The 15,912-nt window shown below is 36.7% G+C and carries 14 protein-coding genes; 7 read left to right on the forward strand and 7 right to left on the reverse strand.

Annotated features, from left to right (window positions below; all coding sequences use genetic code 11):
• A partial coding sequence (locus FTT89_RS13960; protein ID WP_257229728.1) for a DNA methyltransferase occupies positions 1-519 on the forward strand: 519 nt, incomplete at its 5' end.
• On the opposite strand, the gene FTT89_RS13965 is transcribed toward FTT89_RS13960, so the two are convergent.
• Positions 514-1,389 carry a hypothetical protein gene (locus FTT89_RS13965; RefSeq protein WP_180172892.1) on the reverse strand — a complete coding sequence of 292 codons (876 nt, stop codon included), beginning with the start codon at positions 1,387-1,389 and terminating at the stop codon, positions 514-516. The genes FTT89_RS13960 and FTT89_RS13965 overlap by 6 nt on opposite strands.
• Before the next feature lie 521 nt (positions 1,390-1,910).
• Between FTT89_RS13965 and FTT89_RS13970 the strand changes: the two genes are divergently transcribed.
• Positions 1,911-3,479, forward strand: coding sequence for an ATP-binding cassette domain-containing protein (locus FTT89_RS13970; RefSeq protein ID WP_159124549.1), 1,569 nt, complete (start codon positions 1,911-1,913; stop codon positions 3,477-3,479).
• 215 nt (positions 3,480-3,694) lie between these two features.
• The gene (locus tag FTT89_RS13975; RefSeq protein ID WP_015060246.1) at positions 3,695-4,306 is read left to right on the forward strand and encodes a recombinase family protein; all 612 of its coding nucleotides are present in this window, start codon (positions 3,695-3,697) and stop codon (positions 4,304-4,306) included.
• A 99-nt stretch (positions 4,307-4,405) separates the two neighbouring features.
• On the opposite strand, the gene FTT89_RS13980 is transcribed toward FTT89_RS13975, so the two are convergent.
• The 5 genes from FTT89_RS13980 to repM all read right to left on the reverse strand — a co-directional run bounded on the left by FTT89_RS13980 (position 4,406) and on the right by repM (position 10,555).
• Complete coding sequence (locus FTT89_RS13980) at positions 4,406-5,731, reverse strand: ISNCY family transposase (protein ID WP_096902756.1); 1,326 nt, start codon at positions 5,729-5,731, stop codon at positions 4,406-4,408.
• A gap of 252 nt (positions 5,732-5,983) precedes the next feature.
• Entirely contained in the window at positions 5,984-6,868 is an 885-nt protein-coding gene (locus FTT89_RS13985; protein WP_000155092.1) for an Mph(E) family macrolide 2'-phosphotransferase, read from the reverse strand.
• 55 nt (positions 6,869-6,923) lie between these two features.
• Positions 6,924-8,399, reverse strand: coding sequence for an ABC-F type ribosomal protection protein Msr(E) (msr(E), locus tag FTT89_RS13990; protein ID WP_000052512.1), 1,476 nt, complete (start codon positions 8,397-8,399; stop codon positions 6,924-6,926).
• Positions 8,400-9,001: 602 nt separating this feature from the next.
• The gene (locus FTT89_RS13995; RefSeq protein ID WP_180060765.1) at positions 9,002-9,541 is read right to left on the reverse strand and encodes a plasmid replication DNA-binding protein; all 540 of its coding nucleotides are present in this window, start codon (positions 9,539-9,541) and stop codon (positions 9,002-9,004) included.
• An 84-nt stretch (positions 9,542-9,625) separates the two neighbouring features.
• Positions 9,626-10,555, reverse strand: a complete 930-nt coding sequence (gene repM / locus FTT89_RS14000) for a replication initiation protein RepM (protein ID WP_180172893.1) — start codon at positions 10,553-10,555, stop codon at positions 9,626-9,628.
• 749 nt (positions 10,556-11,304) lie between these two features.
• Between repM and FTT89_RS14005 the strand changes: the two genes are divergently transcribed.
• The gene (locus FTT89_RS14005) at positions 11,305-11,571 is read left to right on the forward strand and encodes a hypothetical protein (protein WP_180172894.1); all 267 of its coding nucleotides are present in this window, start codon (positions 11,305-11,307) and stop codon (positions 11,569-11,571) included.
• A gap of 59 nt (positions 11,572-11,630) precedes the next feature.
• Here FTT89_RS14005 and FTT89_RS14010 read toward each other — a convergent pair whose 3' ends face one another.
• On the reverse strand, positions 11,631-12,812 hold the full coding sequence (locus tag FTT89_RS14010) for a MobA/MobL family protein (protein ID WP_180172895.1): 1,182 nt from the start codon (positions 12,810-12,812) through the stop codon (positions 11,631-11,633).
• Between the two features lie 306 nt (positions 12,813-13,118).
• Between FTT89_RS14010 and FTT89_RS14015 the strand changes: the two genes are divergently transcribed.
• The 3 genes from FTT89_RS14015 to FTT89_RS14025 all read left to right on the forward strand — a co-directional run.
• Positions 13,119-13,895, forward strand: a complete 777-nt coding sequence (locus FTT89_RS14015; RefSeq protein WP_180172897.1) for a hypothetical protein — start codon at positions 13,119-13,121, stop codon at positions 13,893-13,895.
• Positions 13,896-14,224: 329 nt separating this feature from the next.
• Positions 14,225-14,572: a hypothetical protein gene (locus tag FTT89_RS14020; protein WP_004641894.1), complete on the forward strand. Its 348-nt coding sequence runs from the start codon at positions 14,225-14,227 to the stop codon at positions 14,570-14,572.
• A 439-nt stretch (positions 14,573-15,011) separates the two neighbouring features.
• Positions 15,012-15,912: DNA methyltransferase (locus FTT89_RS14025; RefSeq protein WP_180172896.1), on the forward strand; the 901-nt coding region annotated here is incomplete at its 3' end.

Genomic DNA, 15,912 nt, shown 5'->3' on the forward strand with positions numbered 1-15,912 from the left:
AAGCATTGGCAATATACACCAGAGAAATTAGATGCACTTGATGAGGCAGGAGAAATACATTGGTCCAAGACAGGAAATCCTAGACGAAAAGTGTATTTAACCGACGATAAAAAACTACCTTATAACGATTATTGGGCAGATTTTAGAGATGCTCATCATCAAAGTGTAAAAATTACTGGATACCCAACAGAAAAAAATCTTCATATGCTAAAAATGATCGTTGCTGCTAGTAGTAACCCAAATAGCTTAGTTTTAGATCCTTTTTGTGGTTCTGGTACAACACTTCAAGCTAGTGCTGAGTTAGGTCGCCAATGGATCGGTATGGATCAATCTTTTACAGCAATGAAATATTCTATTAGTCGTTTAACAAAAGGAACGAAAGAAATGGGAGATTATGTTTTATCAAAACAAACCTCCCAATTAGATTTAATAGAAATTGAAAATCTACACAATTTTAGGCTGTTGGCGGATAAAGATGTCTATGTAGAGTATCAAGAGCAGGTTGATAATCTTTTATAACCAATTAAGAGTCACTTCTTCTAATGTCTTTAAGGTTGTGACTCTTACATTATCATCCCAACTTTCATCTAGACTTAATGTTTCTTCCCATGTATCTCTATGGGCTAATCCTGGCCCATCTGATACAAATAGAACTTTAATAATTTCACCTGTTGCAACGAAATGCTCTTTTAACTTACTAACTTTTTGAGCATTACCTCCAGTTCTATCATCTGACTGTGCTCCGCCTCTTGTTGAATCATAGCGACTAAATCCAACAGCTAAGATTTTATTACTTTGTTTGTCTCGGATCACAAAATCACATGGGAATCGCCCCCCACTAAAAGATGAGTAGACTGTATTCAATTCAATATCTTTTCCTGCACCTCTTGGTCCAAGAACTTCAATGTTTGGGTATAGTCTTTCCAATTCATTAAATAACAAATCTGTTAGCTGATAGCCAGAGGCTCCCCGTTTATCATACTCTGCTAATAAGCAGCTTAGGCTTAGAAGGTGGCTTTGGTTAAACTCTGAATCAAAGAAATCTTTTAATTCATTAATATCAAGAAAATGTTCACTAAAATTAGCAACTAAATCTTCTGTTGAAATTTTAGTAATTTTCTTTGAAAGTTCAGTATCTAGACTGCTACACACACATCTTCTAAAGAGTTTTAAATAGGTCATCCTAGTGGTAGCATCAAGCGATGGAACTCTAATTCTTCCCAATAAATCTGCAGAGGACTCTGACTCCTTGACTAACTGAATAAAACCTAGAATAGGTCCTGCATACTTAGCTAAGGCTAGACGTGAATCAATAGCGAAATTTGCCCCAGTCGATAGTACAGTTATTATTTCATATGGATTATCGTGATATTTACTAATAATTCCCAATGTTTAGCTCCTTAGGTGAAAAAGCCTAAGTCTAAAGCTATTATCAAAAATATGTTAAATGGAAAGAAAAACTATAAGGTCCCTTTTGGTATTTAGATTTAATCATGTAGTTAAGTGGATATTAAGTTTTCCTAAAATTAATATAATACACGTTATGCGAAATTAGAAAAATGAGTTTATTACACTGATATTTATCTGTTTTTTAAATTTTAGACCTAGGTTGGTGCCCAGGTTTTTTATTGCGTATAACAGCCATTATGTTAAATAACTTTTAGAAGCTTTAGTACAAGCTTGACAGATTGTCTTATCATTATAAAATAACCTTATTCAAATCATCCTCCCAAGAGTAACGCCAATGAAGTAAGTCATTTTCTCATCATTATTTTTAAACTTTTGATGTGCAAAATAGATTCTACTTGTGGCTATATATTCTTGGTCTCTACTTTATATCCTAAATAATATATTGTTTTTTATAAGTTAATCTTCACTATTTTGCATATCCTCTACATGAGGAATTTTTTATGCAACATGCATGTATTGCTTCAAACTTAAATTTAGAATTTTCTACACAGAAAATGTTTGATCAGCTAAACATTACGCTTTTATCAGGACAGGTTTCTGCATTAATTGGACGTAATGGTTTAGGTAAATCCCTATTGTTCAGAATATTAGATCAAAGCCAAGCTTTAGATATTCATTATAGTGGTCAAGTTTCATGGAATATCCAACATGATTATTTGGCACAATTAGAACGCCTTAATGCTGAAAATATTGCACAAGCATTAGAGGTAGATCATTTACATCATGCTTTTCGGCGTATAGAGAACAATACAGCTAGTTTTGATGATTATGAGTTAGTTGAAAATACCTGGGATTTACCACAAAAATGGCAAAATATACTTGAAAATGCTGACTTACCTACGGATTTGAACTTTCCAACAGAAAAACTGAGTGAAGGACAAAAAACAAAGCTGGCTTTATGTCGTTTGTTTTTAAAAAAGGATCACTATCTACTTTTAGATGAACCAAGCAACCATTTAGACTCAACATCTAGACAATGGTTAATTGAGAGTATTTTGGCACACCCTAGTGGTGTATGCCTGATTAGTCATGATCGCCAATTACTCAATCAAGTCCAACATATTTATGCTTTAACTGAATTAGGCTTACAACACTACAAAGGTAATTATGAGCATTACATTCAACAGCATCAGCTACACATGGATGCATTAACTCAGTCTATTAATAATGAGAAAAAAGAATTAAAGCAGTTAAAACAACGGCAACATGATAGCTTAATGAAAGCGAATAAACGTCAATCTAAAGGCAATGAACTTCGTGATTCTAATTCTCAAGCAAAGATTTTTCTAGATTTCAAAAAGGAAAATGCTGGACAAAGCTTAGGTAAGCTACGTGCCCAACAAACTCGACAAACTGATGATTTGAAAAATAGTCTGATTAATAGGCAGACCATTGTAGAAAAAATCAAAGCTCAGAAGTTTGAATTCCACTTACAGAGTACGAAGCAAGGAGAGATTTTAAGAATTCATGATTTAAAGCTACCCCATACAGCAACAAATAAAATTAATTTTGCATTGAAAGCTGGCGAAAAAATCCATCTTAAAGGTGCTAATGGAATTGGTAAATCAACCTTATTGAAATTGATTTCTACCCATCAACGTGATGATATTTTCTTTAGTGGAACATGTTTGTATTTAGATCAAAACTTTAGTTTATTAAATAATGATTTATCCGTAATCGAAAACCTTGCACTTTATAACTCCAATCTTACTGAAGTTGAGTGGAGAAATTTGTTAGGTCAGTTACGTATTCGTCGTGAAAAAGCTTTATTAAAACTATCAGAACTGAGTGGTGGTGAAAAATTGAAAGTCGCATTATTAGCAATGAGTCACTATCCTGATGGTATTGATTTATTATTGCTTGATGAACCAGAAAATCATTTAGATATTGAGTCTAGAGAGCTTCTATCGCAGGCTATTAGCCAATATCAGGGCGCTGTAATTTTAGTTTCACATGATCATTTTTTTGTTGAACAGTGTGAAATATCTGAAGAGTATTTAATTGAGTAAAATGACATTTTCAAATATATAGATTTATTAGTTCTACTAAAATTAACATAATACACGTTATACGAATTCCCAAGGCATGGCTTTTAGTCATGCTTTTTTTATCAAAAGACTATACCTGAATGATAGCGAGCCAAATCGCATACAATATCTATCATTAGACTTAATGCAATAATTAAATGATAGTATTATCATTAATCTAATAGAATTAAGATTAAATGATAGAAATGAATACACGTATTTATCTACGAGCTTCAACTAAAGATCAAGATGCAGAAAGGGCTTTGCAGATTCTTCAGGATCTAAACCAAAACTTGAATTTGGGTGAAACCATTGTGTACGTGGAAAACTATAGTGGTACGAAGTTAGACCGACCTGAATTGAATAAGCTACTGTCAGAAGCAAATCAAGGTGACACATTGTTAGTTGAAAGTATTGACCGCTTATCACGCCTAACCCAACGAGATTTTCAAGAGCTGAAGCGCAGGATCCAGGAGAAGGGACTTCGTTTAGTCGTAGCAGATCTTCCTACTACCTACCAAATGATTCAAACCAGTGACAGCATTACTCATTCAATCTTGGAACTCATCAACAATATGTTGATTGATCTTCTGGCAACAATGGCCCGCCTAGACAATGAGAAACGTATAGAACGTATTAAGCAGGGCCTGGCACGTTCGGGTTACAAACCAACAGGCAAGAAGGCAAATGAGGCTAAACATAAACGAATAAAAGAATTGCTAGTAGTTGGCAATATGACTAAGGAAGAAATTGCCAAAGCAGTGAATTGTGGAGTTGCAACTGTCTATCGAGTTGCTAAAGTTATCTAAAAGAGGCTTATCTCAACGCGCCCCCAATGGGGCACCGCTGCATTCAGGTTTGTTATTCCCAAGTAGAAATGTCCTACCTAATAACCAAATAGAAATGTCCTATATGGACATTTCCAAGTCAAGCACAGGATTTAGATTTCGTTGTTCAATCGCTGTTTTCTGTGCACGTCTGCTTGGCATCTTTTGAGAACGATTACGTTTGTTTTGCTGTTCCAGTTCTTCATGCTGTTGTTGGATATGATTCAGAACAGCACTCAACCGTTTATTCTCAACAATCTCTCGCTGATTCAGCTGACTTAATTTATCGAAGAGGCTGTAATTGATCTTTCGGCCATCATGCATGAGGGCTACAGTACCATCCGGGTATTCCAGGAACTCAAGATACTTACCGATCAACCTTTGATTTTCTTCGGTGTTTTCCAGGAGATATACGCATTTATCATAAGTAATCGTCAGGCTATTGGTGACTCTGCGGGGTTCACGCCAAGTAAAAATATCATCTAATTCTTCGGCTGTTTCAGTGATAGGCCGATGTAGATTCTTAGGATTAAAAGCCATCTTGGCGAACTTCTGATTGAACTGCTCAATGAAGCAGGGTAGCCAGGCATTAGCTTGCTCAATCGAACAGATGCCTTCCAAGCGCATTTCTTTGATCAGACGGTCCTGAAGCGTTCTATTCGCCCGTTCTACACGGCCTTTGGCCTGTGGTGAATTGGCGAAGATGATATCGATATTGAGGGTGCTGAGTACACGTCCAAACTGGGTAATCTTGGTGTCTTTCTTGCTGCTTTGATTCACTCTAAAGACTGAATGTTTGTCGCTGTAAAACGCTAAAGGCTTACCGTGCTGTTCGACATATAAACGTGTTGAAATCATATAGTCAAAGGTTGATTCTGATTCACAGAAGCGTAAATGCTGCAATTTTCCTGTCGCATCATCGATAAACACCAGCAAACAGCACTTAGCAGCGCGTCCTTCAAACCAGTCATGGTGTGAGCCATCAATTTGGATCAGTTCACCAAAGCAATCCCGGTTGTAACGAGGCTGATACGGGCGTTTCAGGCGCTTGGCGCGAGGAATCCACAGATCTGCTGCAATCATCCAGGAACGCAGTGTTTCAACTGAAATATCAAAGCCATGAACGGTGGTGAGCTTTTCATGCGCTAAAGTGGGTCCGAAACCATGGAATTGTTCAGCGACCAGATTGAGGCACTTGAGTCTGAGCTCTTCAGGAAGCCTGGAATTGCTGATTTGGCCACGTGCAGCATGGGCTAATGCAGTTGGACCTTGAGTTTTGTATTTTTGCAATAAACGTCTGATCTGACGTTCTGAAATATGAAGTAGCTGAGCAGCCTGGGGCTGGGTTATGCGTTGATCACAGATTTCTTGCAAGACCGACAATCGTTTAAGTTCTTTATCCGACATAGACACCAACATATCAAACCGTCCGCTAAGAAAATTGCAACAGCGCATATTCTAAAAGCGGACATTTTTACTTTGGAGAAACCGGACATTTCTATTTTGGAGTTACACAGGTTACTTCACATAAGAAATTTTATGTTAAATGATTGTTAGAAATGCCCCTTGATCGAGGCATTTTCTATAAAGAATACTAAAAACTAATTAAAGCCAACCAAGTTTCAAAACAAGGCAGTTCTCAGCAATCATATTTTTAAATTATATAACTCCCAACTGAGCTTTTGCTCCAACGATAAGGCTTTCATTTTGAGTTTCTAAGGCAAATAAACCATACATCAAAGGAGAGGCCGCTGCTCTTTCTAAAGTCTGTTCATATAGTTTATTCCAAACTTTACCCCCTAGTTTTTCATACTCGATGATTAGAGTTTTGAGGCTTTCTTCTCCAAACAAAGTTACATGCCCAGCAAAATCAATCGCTGGGTCATCTATATGGGCTGTTGACCAATCAATAACGCCTGAAACAGCTCCATCCTTTGAAGCTAGTACATGCCCAGCATATAAATCGCCATGTATAAATTGGGTGAAATCTGCCCATAGAACATCATTATCCAACCATTTTCTGTAGCGGGTTTCCAATTGCTCACTTATACCAATTTCAGATTTTACTAACTGCAAATTGTTTGCTATTTCAGGTCTTAAATCTGAAGGTTTCATAATTTTCAAATCATTTTCCCGAACTTCTTTTTCAGGAATACTATGGATTTCAAATAAGGTTTTTGCCAAAGATGTTATGTATTTCGGGCTATCTTTGTCCATATTCCAAATTATTTCATAGGTTTCAGCATCCAAATTTAAAACAGGATTATCTTTAAGTATGGGATAAGCCACTAATTCTGTAGATGAAATTCTCCAATCAGGAACCTCTACAGAAAGATGTTTTTTTACCAATTCTAAAATGCGTTTTTCTTTCTTGATTTGTTCCCTCATGCCATCACGACGAGGAATACGCAGCAACCATTGTTGCCCCTTTGTATCAAGAGCAAAAACGACCTTAAAATCAATGCCCATTTCATTGAAATTCATTTTGTCCGTAAGCAACAAGCCGTGTGCTTCAGCAAGTGATTGAATATCTTGAATTGTCATTTTTAATTTCCTTTAAAGAGTTCAATAATTAATGTTCGGATTAGATTGGCTATCATTAACAATCTCTCTCAAAAGTCTTGATGATTTTGTGGTCTTTGATCTCGTAGATAATGTCAGCAATATTATCGACCAATTGCTTGTCATGAGATACGAAGATAATAGTTCCTGCATAGGACTTCATCATTGTTTCTAATGCGGCAATACTTTTTAGGTCAAGATAGTTTCCTGGTTCATCCATAAGCAAAATATTATATTTTCCTAAAAGCATTTTGGATAAAAGCAGTTTGATGATTTCACCTCCCGATAAGTCGGATAAGTTTTTTTGAATATCATTCGCTCCGATCCCCATTGAAGCCAATACTGCACGAATTTCCGCAACTGTGTACTCGCACTCTTCCTGCATAAAGGAGAGCACAGATTTATGCGTGTTAAATTTATATCCTGTTTGTGTAAAGTAGCCAATTTCAGCTTTTGGAGATATGGTTAATCCATCAGCACGTTCTGATATCATTTTTAACAAGGACGTTTTCCCTGTTCCATTCGATCCAGTTATAGCGACTTTAGCGCCAAGCGGTATTATAAAGTTAGCGTCATCAAAGATAGTACGGCTACCAAATTTTAAGCTCAGACCATCTGCCGTAATCGGGAACTTATTGTGCAGTTCTAGGGCTGAACTTTGACGAAAACGAATAGAACGCAAATGCTCTGGTGCTTGAATATCTTCTAATGCAGCCAAACGCTTTTCCATACTCTTAGCTGCCTGATACAGTTTTCTTTGCTTGGTGCCAGTCATTTTTGCATGCCCAAGTCGTCCAGCACTTTCGGTAGAGTTTTTGGATTTTTCTCCTTTTTTCTTATTGTCTAATCGATTAGCTTGCTGGCGTTTTTCTTGCACAGCAGATTCTAATCGCTCCCGTTCCTTCATCATCAGCTCATATTCTACGGCTTGGTGTTGTCGCTCTTCTTCTTTTTGACGCAAGTAATCCGAGTAACCACCCCAATATTCCGTAATTTTACCGTCTTTTAACTCCCATATCTTGTCTACAACCATATCAAGAAAATATCGGTCATGACTGATAACAAGTAATGCTCCATCAAATGCTTTAAGTTGACCAATAAGTAGATCTATTCCATTGAGATCAAGGTGGCTGGTTGGTTCATCCGCTAGAATGCCATGTACTTGTTGGGAAAATGCGGCAGCAATTTTTGCACGAGTTTCCTCTCCGCCACTCATTGTGTCGTTTTGTACATTGGAAACACCAAGGCGAGATAACATTGCCCGGTCTTCGACCGTTTCTATTTCGATTCCGCCCAGTTGGCTGATATGTGCAAAATCACCAAAACGCTGTAATGTCGCTTCGGCTAAAACAATTTCGCCATTAAGTACTTTGAGTAAACTACTCTTTCCTGCTCCGTTATCACCCACAAGACCAATACGGTCATAAGAGTGAATTTCCAATTCATCAATATCCAAAACATCACGCCCAGCATAATCCAAGCGTATGTTTCTCGCTTTAATAATTAAACTCATTTTTATTTACTCCTGTTTAGCTCTTGAAATTTTTTATGCAGCAAACAGGATTTAGGTGAAAACAAAAGCTAGCATCACAGTGTCCTCCCAAAAAAAAAGCTATTCATCCACAGGGTGGACAAATAGCTAGTCAATTAAGTTATAACTGGAAACTATGCACTAAAAGCATACTTATAAATTAAGCATACTTTTACTTTATATATCCGCATATATTCTTAAAGACACAACAAAAGCCCACCATTATAAAATAGTGTCACTATGCAAATAGTTGTGTCTTAACGAATGCGGATAGAATGCATAAACTTACCTAAAAAATAAAATTCAGTTTTATGATAACTTTACTGTTAAAAGAAGTCTAGACAACCTTGTTTTATGCTTGGATATAAGGCTTATTTTAAAATAATAGTAGTGAAGATTTTCTAAAATTAACATAATACACCTTATACGAAATGCGTTATAATTATCTATAGAAATCAATGCTGTAGTTTCTAGTTTATAGCCCGAACATCCCTGTCCGGGCTTTTTTTATGATTTTTCACGTTCCACGCCTATTATTTAAGCAATGTTTCACGACTTTGTTCATATTAGTTAAACAATCGTGGTTAATCATAGGGTCTAAAAAAACGGCTCCAAAAGCCCCTTTTTTCCGGTTCCTGTTCAATGTGCTCCGGTACTGGAATCCGCTTATTTTCCTTTTGTTCCGGAGTAGTCAATCCGTCATCTTTCTGGTCTGGTTCTAGTTTAGGATTCTCTATCATCTCAGAATCAACTGGAGGAACAACTTTGTGCTCTTCTACCCCTGTTTTTGGTTGTTCAAGCTGACCTTTAAACTCAATTCTATGAGTCAAATCTTCTATGTGTTGCATCAAAGCCTTTTCTCTGTGATTGGCTAAGTCCAATTGATTTTTAAGTAATGAAATTTGATCTTTTAATACAGTTTCGACTTCTGACTGGACGTGTACATGTACATCCTTCTGTACGTGTTCAGTGCGTGTACTGGACTGAACACCTGAAGGATTTCCGTAGACTCTGATAAGTTCAGATAGATCTATAAGACCATCATGATCCCTTGATAATTCACCATTTTTTATAGCTTCGTATATTGTTGTACGTGATTTTTTAAAGGCTTTACTAGCGTCCATAACGCTAAATTTTGTTGTGTTCAATGGAATCCCTCAGTGCGTGTACAAGGATGTTCATCTGAACATTCTACCTAAACATGAAATTTATTTTGCGTTAAATCCTACTTTTTTAAGATACGGTAGTAGTTCTTCAAATTTCTCTTGATTCTGTAGCATTTCAGCAATTCGAATAGCAAATTGTGCATAGCTTTCGGTACCTTGAGAGTACTTACTCATGTCAGCAAGTTCTGACAGTTTATTAGCAAACAAATGGCGTTGTGCATCGGTCATTTTCGAGAAAAGATCAAGGGTATTTGAACTCTTACTATTTGCATTAGCTGTAACTACTTTCTTTTGTTTGAAAGAAAATGAAAAACCTGAAATGTTACGTCCCTTTTTATGCTGTTCGTATTTAACAGTAATGTCAGTGTGTTCATTAATTTGAGCAATAGCTAGATTTAGTACCCGATCTTTAAAATTGCCCATTCTTGTGTATTCATCATCGAGAACACCTATCTTGTTTCTAAATTCTGTTAGTTCAATAACTGGTGTTTGACCTGTACTGCGCCAAGCAATCAATAACTCGTATAAACGTACAGCATAAGCACTACTGAGATTACTAATTTGCTGTAACTCATACTTTGTGAACTGTTCTTCCAAACGTGTAATAAGGGGAACAATAGCTGGTGCAAAGATCAGCTTTACTGTTGCTTCATCATCGATATATCTAATTTCGCTAACCCAACGACTTAGAACATTCTCAACATTCCCTCTTTTGTTGATCTCTTGATAGCTAAATTGTCGGGCGAATAAGTCTTTACAAGCATCTTTCAAGGCCTGGTAGGCTGTTTGTCTTGCAACATTAAACTGGTTGATATAGCTCTCTGCATGGACTTCTAAAGGATCATTTGCATTGATCCCTTTACCGCTACCTCTTGCTTCGACAATAGCCAATAGGATTAAACGCTGTTCTACTAAATCTAAGTTATAGCTTGCATTGATTAATGCATTATCTTTAACAACTAAATCCCGCATCTTATGTATCTACATTATTATTTATGAATATAAGTCTATATTAATAATTATGTAGATTTATGCAAGGTAAACGTAGTTAAATCTACTAAAAATATTTTGTAGATTTATGGTAGGTAAACGTAGTCATATTGGTAGGTAAACGTAGTCATATTGGTAGGTAAACGTAGTCATATTGGTAGGTAAACGTAGTCATATAGCGTCTGTAACCATTGTGAATAAAGGCTTTCAGTATGTCTAAAAGCATTTAAAAACTTTAAAAATAATTAAAAGCCCAGGTCATGAAAAATTGCCCTTGGTTTTCGCTTCGCTCAAACTCTATTGAATCTCGCTTTCGCTCGATTCTAGGGGGCAATTTTTTACTTAATTTCGTTGTAGCTTGAATAAAAAGCAAAAGCTCTATCGTTCGCGCACTTCGTGACGCTCTGATTCTAAATCACGTAAGTAAAGGGGAGCCTGTAATCAGGGAAAAAAGCGGGTGAAATTTTAATGATGTCAGTTCGCTCGTAGACACTCGCTCTGTAAAGTTAGGTGATATTCCAAAAAGTGTCGCTACTTAAGTAATAATACTTTTTGAATATTCCATATGCATAGGACATAAAATGTTTTACACATATTATGGTAGTTTTAATTTTTATAAATTGAACATTATTTAATCAAAAGTAACTTTTTTTCCAAAAATGCAACGTATGAAATCATGAAAAATTAAAAATTGTTATGCTCCAATTTTCTGCCCAAAAGAGAGAGTTCACATGAACTTTTTTAAAGAAAATGAAGAACATATTTTATTGTATTCAAAAATTAGTTATTGCGATAAGACGGCATATTTACATTTAGTATTTTCAAATTGTGAGCTGACGTTTAAAAGTACTGATCTGATAAGTGTTAGTTATGAACAGATATATTTGCTCAAAGAGAATAAAAACATGGCAATACAAATAAATCCTTGTTCTGAAAAAGAAATTCATAATTTACAGCTTCTTTTTAAAGAAGCTGTAAATTATGAATCGACTTGCTAATCAGTCGATCGTAGCACACGCTCTTTATATACCTTCTAGGTATATAGAAAACATCAAACCTAGGGACCGCCAAAATCATAATCATAATCATCATTCTTTGGTTTAGGCTGTATGGATGACAGAGTAGATTCAGCAGGTTGGTTGGTTTGAATAACTTTCGATTGTTCAGCCTGAGATTTTAAGACAGGATTGAACTCGATTTGGGGATCTGGATATTCGAGTGAATTTTTCAGCTGGTAATCCATCCTGTTCAGGTTCCAATGTTCAGTCTGAAGCATTGGCTTCTGTGTTTTGATGATTTCTTTGAAATCTTGATTGAGTTCTTTTTGGTTTTTGGCTTTTTTGGCCAAGTAATTCAAGTAGTGCATGACTTCGAGTGAGGTGTAAGGCTCATTCAAGCATGAATAGAAATATTCATGTGTCTGCGTCTGTTGCCGCTGCTTTTGTTCCATTTCTCGTTCTTTGGCATTGTGCAGCCGGATTTTCTGGATCTCAGCCAGGTATTCCACGGTTTCATTCTGTTTCCCAGCACCTAATTTGGGTTCCGGGAGATACAAGGTGCCATGGATCTCGTTGTATTTCTCATAGTTGTCAGCTGAAACCTGATTTTTGATGGTGATGTCTTGGCCATCCAATGTGTAGGTGACGGTAGGGCAGTGCTGTGCAAGGGCATCATTCAGATGGTTTTCCCATTGTTTTCGGATATAGATTAAAAAAGTGGAATAGTCTGCGTGGCCATCCTGCAGCTGGATTTTCTTTGCACCGCCTTTGCTTGGATCTTTGGGGTTATAGCGTTTGAAATATTGTTCGGCTGTCCGTTCAATACTGTCATCGGCTTTTAGCGAGAACATGATGTGACAATGAGGCTGATCTTCGCCACTGAGGCGCGATTTAACGTTATGTATGGCGTATGAATGCGGATATTGCTGTGGAACTATATGTTTGTCTAAAAACGTCTCTATGAGCGTTTTACGCTGTTCTGGCGTGAATTCGTTGGGCAGGGCAATTTCATACTCCATGTAGACTTTGGCATTGGCTCGCTCAAAAGTATCAGCGGCTTTCCAAAACTCAATGGGATCTTTCACCCAGGACGGCATGCATTTGCCAGGTTCAACGTATTCTAAAATTTCATCACTTTTTTTGCGGACGTTTTCGTATTGCATCAATCGGGCAATATAGAGGTAATGCTGAATGGCGTAGCCTTTATTTTTACTTTTGACGCTGAAGTGATAACTGGCCATGCTCACCTTTTTGTTGGTCTGGGATCGGTTTTTATGCAGTGAAACGGAATGAAAACCGCCCGGATTTGGAATGCCTGGATGGCTGAAAAATCCGGTTGAAGGGGGTCAAGGGGGAATCGCCCCATTGCGTACTAGTTTCTCCGATCAGGAGAAACTGTCAAGTGCGAATTATTTAAATTAAAAATAAAAATTCTTTTCAAGAAATTTTATTTTTAATTTAAATAATTATTTTCAGACTGACCGATTTAAATATGGTAAAACCATATTTAAATCGGTAGCAGTTCTGAAAATTTGGCGGCAGATGATATGACTCAGGAAAAAGCAAAAAAGCGCGGTAGACCAGCTCAACTTTTACAAATGGCAGAGTTACATGCTTTCGTTGAGTTTTTATTAGAGAGACACCCTCGGACTGAACTTCAAAATCAAGTCATTGATGTTCTACAAGCGGACGATTTTAATTTTGAAATGTTGTCTGAAGCTCATCAGATCTTAGTGAAAGAAGCGTTAAAACCTTATCGTGAACATTTGAAGCTTCAGTTGCTGTTTGATGAGCTTTCTACCAAACCTAAACAGACTGAATATGAAGCTAAATTTATAGAGCTTTTTCAGGCATACCAGGACAATCAATTGGGTGTTGCTGAACTAAATATTCTGAAGATGATGTGTACCCGATATCTGAATTTCAAAGCTCAAAAACTGCAATATGCTGATTTGGAGCTGTACTTGAGTCAGATCCAGAAAAAAGATGCAGGGAAAAAGCGTAAAGCCGAAAATCAACGTAAGTTTGAAGTTGGTGGTGGAGTTTTAAGTGCTTATAAAGTCAAAAATTATGATGCGTTGGATACCGAAAAATTTTTAAATAGGGTTCGGGTTGATCGCTATTTAGCTGGACAAATTCGTCAAACAAAAATTTATAAGAAGGTATGGGCTATGGATCTTAATCCTAAAGAAAAGATAGAGTTGCTTTTTGAAGTTTTAAATCAATTAACTTTATTTCAACAGACTGCTGATGGAGTAAAGATTCTAGATCTAGCGATCAAAAATTCTCAAGAAAAGTTATTAAAAATTCAGACTCCTAAATAGTCACCGATTTTATAGACACCTTTTAGTTAGATTTTTCAGTTTTTATAAGAACTACTGATTAGGACCTTGACGGCCTGCTTTTTACTGGATAATCTTATTTCAACGCAGCAAAATCTGTGTCCAGGCGTGAGAACCTGATAAAATCTAGGTGCAATTAAATGTCGCACTTGCGGCTATTTTTTTGCCTACTGTTAAGCAGTCCCTATGGTAGCTTAGCAGGGCAGCTTTGTGCTGGCTGATCCTAGATTCAGTATTCTCACCCCTGTTAAGTTGCCTCCATTGCCGTGAGAAGTGATGGAGATAATTAAACTCTTATCTAGGAAACTGCTATGCAGATTAAATTCAATAATGCAAACCCATGCATGCCAAAAAACCTCGCTAAACAACTGATTGTCGAAAGCGCAAAACTTCTGAATCATCAACAACGCCAAGCCTTGCTCGATATTTTCATGACTTTAGATCAGGCGGAAAGAACAGCTGAAAATACACTTCAGCAACATGCTGTAGCGCAACAAAGCACCCACAACTTTTCTCAAGATTACGAATGCCAAGAATACAATCAGGAATATTGGTCAGGTCATTACTATGATTCTTACAGTCAAGAATATCCGGAAGATTGGGTAAAACGGACTCAGTCCACCCCAGGTCGTCATAAGTTCCCTAGAACTGCTTACTGATCGTGGGGGGTGCCTTTTTAAAAGTAGGCATCATAATCCGAGCTACTCGACCGAGTTGGCTCGGATGAATACCGGGGAAACTGAGGGATTTGAGAACCTGATGACAGTCGTTGAACTGCATATTAAAGAACTCAATACCTCTGCCGCCTAAAGCATTCACTACACGATTAATCGTATCAAAACGTGGTGCTTAATCCTGACGTAGGACTTTGTGGAGTGCCTCACCCCAATCCCTGCTTCTTTAGCGATTTTGAGTCATGCCACGAGCTTTAGCAATAACACCAAATTCATATTCTAAAAGCGGACATTTCTACTTTGGGCTACTGAATTTCGTATATGAGATTTTATGTTAAATTTTATACATAAAAAATGGTAACCACTGGTTACCATTTTTTATGTATGTTATTATCTTCATAATTTGATATAGATCCTTAGAGATATGGCAACTGGTATTAGTAAAAATGCTTTTGAAGAAGCATCGACATTAGCTTTACTGAAGCATAAAAATCCTTATCCAACAGTACCTAACGCACCGATAGAACTTAGCTATAAAAATAAGTTAGCTGAATTTGAAATTTTGAAACCTTTAATTTCAGAATTTATAGATATTGGTGGTGACAAACTAAAGGTAAATATTGAGGGATCTGATTTAGTACTTGGAGATAATATTTTTGCTTTACATCAGTTGATTCAACAAAATACTAAAGTCGATCTGATCTATTTAGATCCTCCATACAATACAGGAATGGACTTTGAATCAAGATCTCAAGAGCATGCTTATAATGATAGTTTTGCGATAGCATCTTATTTAGAAGACATGAGAATTCGTCTAATTCTTATGCGTGAAATCCTGTCAGATCAAGGAAGTCTTTATCTGCATATTGGTCATCAGATGATGCCATATTTAAAAGTAATTTTAGATGAAGTATTTGGAGCTAAAAACTGTCGAAATATTATTACTAGAAGGAAATGTAGCAGTAAAAACTCTACAAAAAATCAGTATGCGAATTTGAATGACTACATTCTTTTTTATACAAAGAGTAGCAATTACATATGGAATCCTCAGGGGGAAAAACCTAGTGATGAATGGATTCAAAAAGAATATCCAAAAGTTGATTCAAAAGGGCAATACAAATTAGTACCAATTCATGCACCTGGCAAAAGAAATGGAGCAACAGGCACTGAATGGCGTGGAAAGATGCCTCCTGAAGGCAAGCATTGGCAATATACACCAGAGAAATTAGATGCACTTGATGAGGCAGGAGAAATACATTGGTCCAAGACAGGAAATCCTAGACGAAAAGTGTATTTAACCGACGATAAAAAACTACCTTATAACG

Source organism: Acinetobacter sp. YH01025, assembly GCF_013420185.1.
Classification (GTDB): Bacteria; Pseudomonadota; Gammaproteobacteria; order Pseudomonadales; family Moraxellaceae; genus Acinetobacter; species Acinetobacter indicus.

Bases quoted from the DNA above. Each gene is read 5' to 3' on its own strand.
- FTT89_RS13975 (WP_015060246.1), top strand. From the start codon at position 3,695: ATGATAGAAATGAATACACGTATTTATCTACGAGCTTCAACTAAAGAT.
- FTT89_RS14010 (WP_180172895.1), bottom strand. From the start codon at position 12,812: ATGGCCAGTTATCACTTCAGCGTCAAAAGTAAAAATAAAGGCTACGCC.
- FTT89_RS13995 (WP_180060765.1), bottom strand. From the start codon at position 9,541: ATGGACGCTAGTAAAGCCTTTAAAAAATCACGTACAACAATATACGAA.
- FTT89_RS14020 (WP_004641894.1), top strand. From the start codon at position 14,225: ATGCAGATTAAATTCAATAATGCAAACCCATGCATGCCAAAAAACCTC.
- FTT89_RS13970 (WP_159124549.1), top strand. From the start codon at position 1,911: ATGCAACATGCATGTATTGCTTCAAACTTAAATTTAGAATTTTCTACA.
- FTT89_RS14005 (WP_180172894.1), top strand. From the start codon at position 11,305: ATGAACTTTTTTAAAGAAAATGAAGAACATATTTTATTGTATTCAAAA.
- repM (WP_180172893.1), bottom strand. From the start codon at position 10,555: ATGCGGGATTTAGTTGTTAAAGATAATGCATTAATCAATGCAAGCTAT.
- FTT89_RS13980 (WP_096902756.1), bottom strand. From the start codon at position 5,731: ATGTCGGATAAAGAACTTAAACGATTGTCGGTCTTGCAAGAAATCTGT.
- FTT89_RS14015 (WP_180172897.1), top strand. From the start codon at position 13,119: ATGACTCAGGAAAAAGCAAAAAAGCGCGGTAGACCAGCTCAACTTTTA.
- FTT89_RS13985 (WP_000155092.1), bottom strand. From the start codon at position 6,868: ATGACAATTCAAGATATTCAATCACTTGCTGAAGCACACGGCTTGTTG.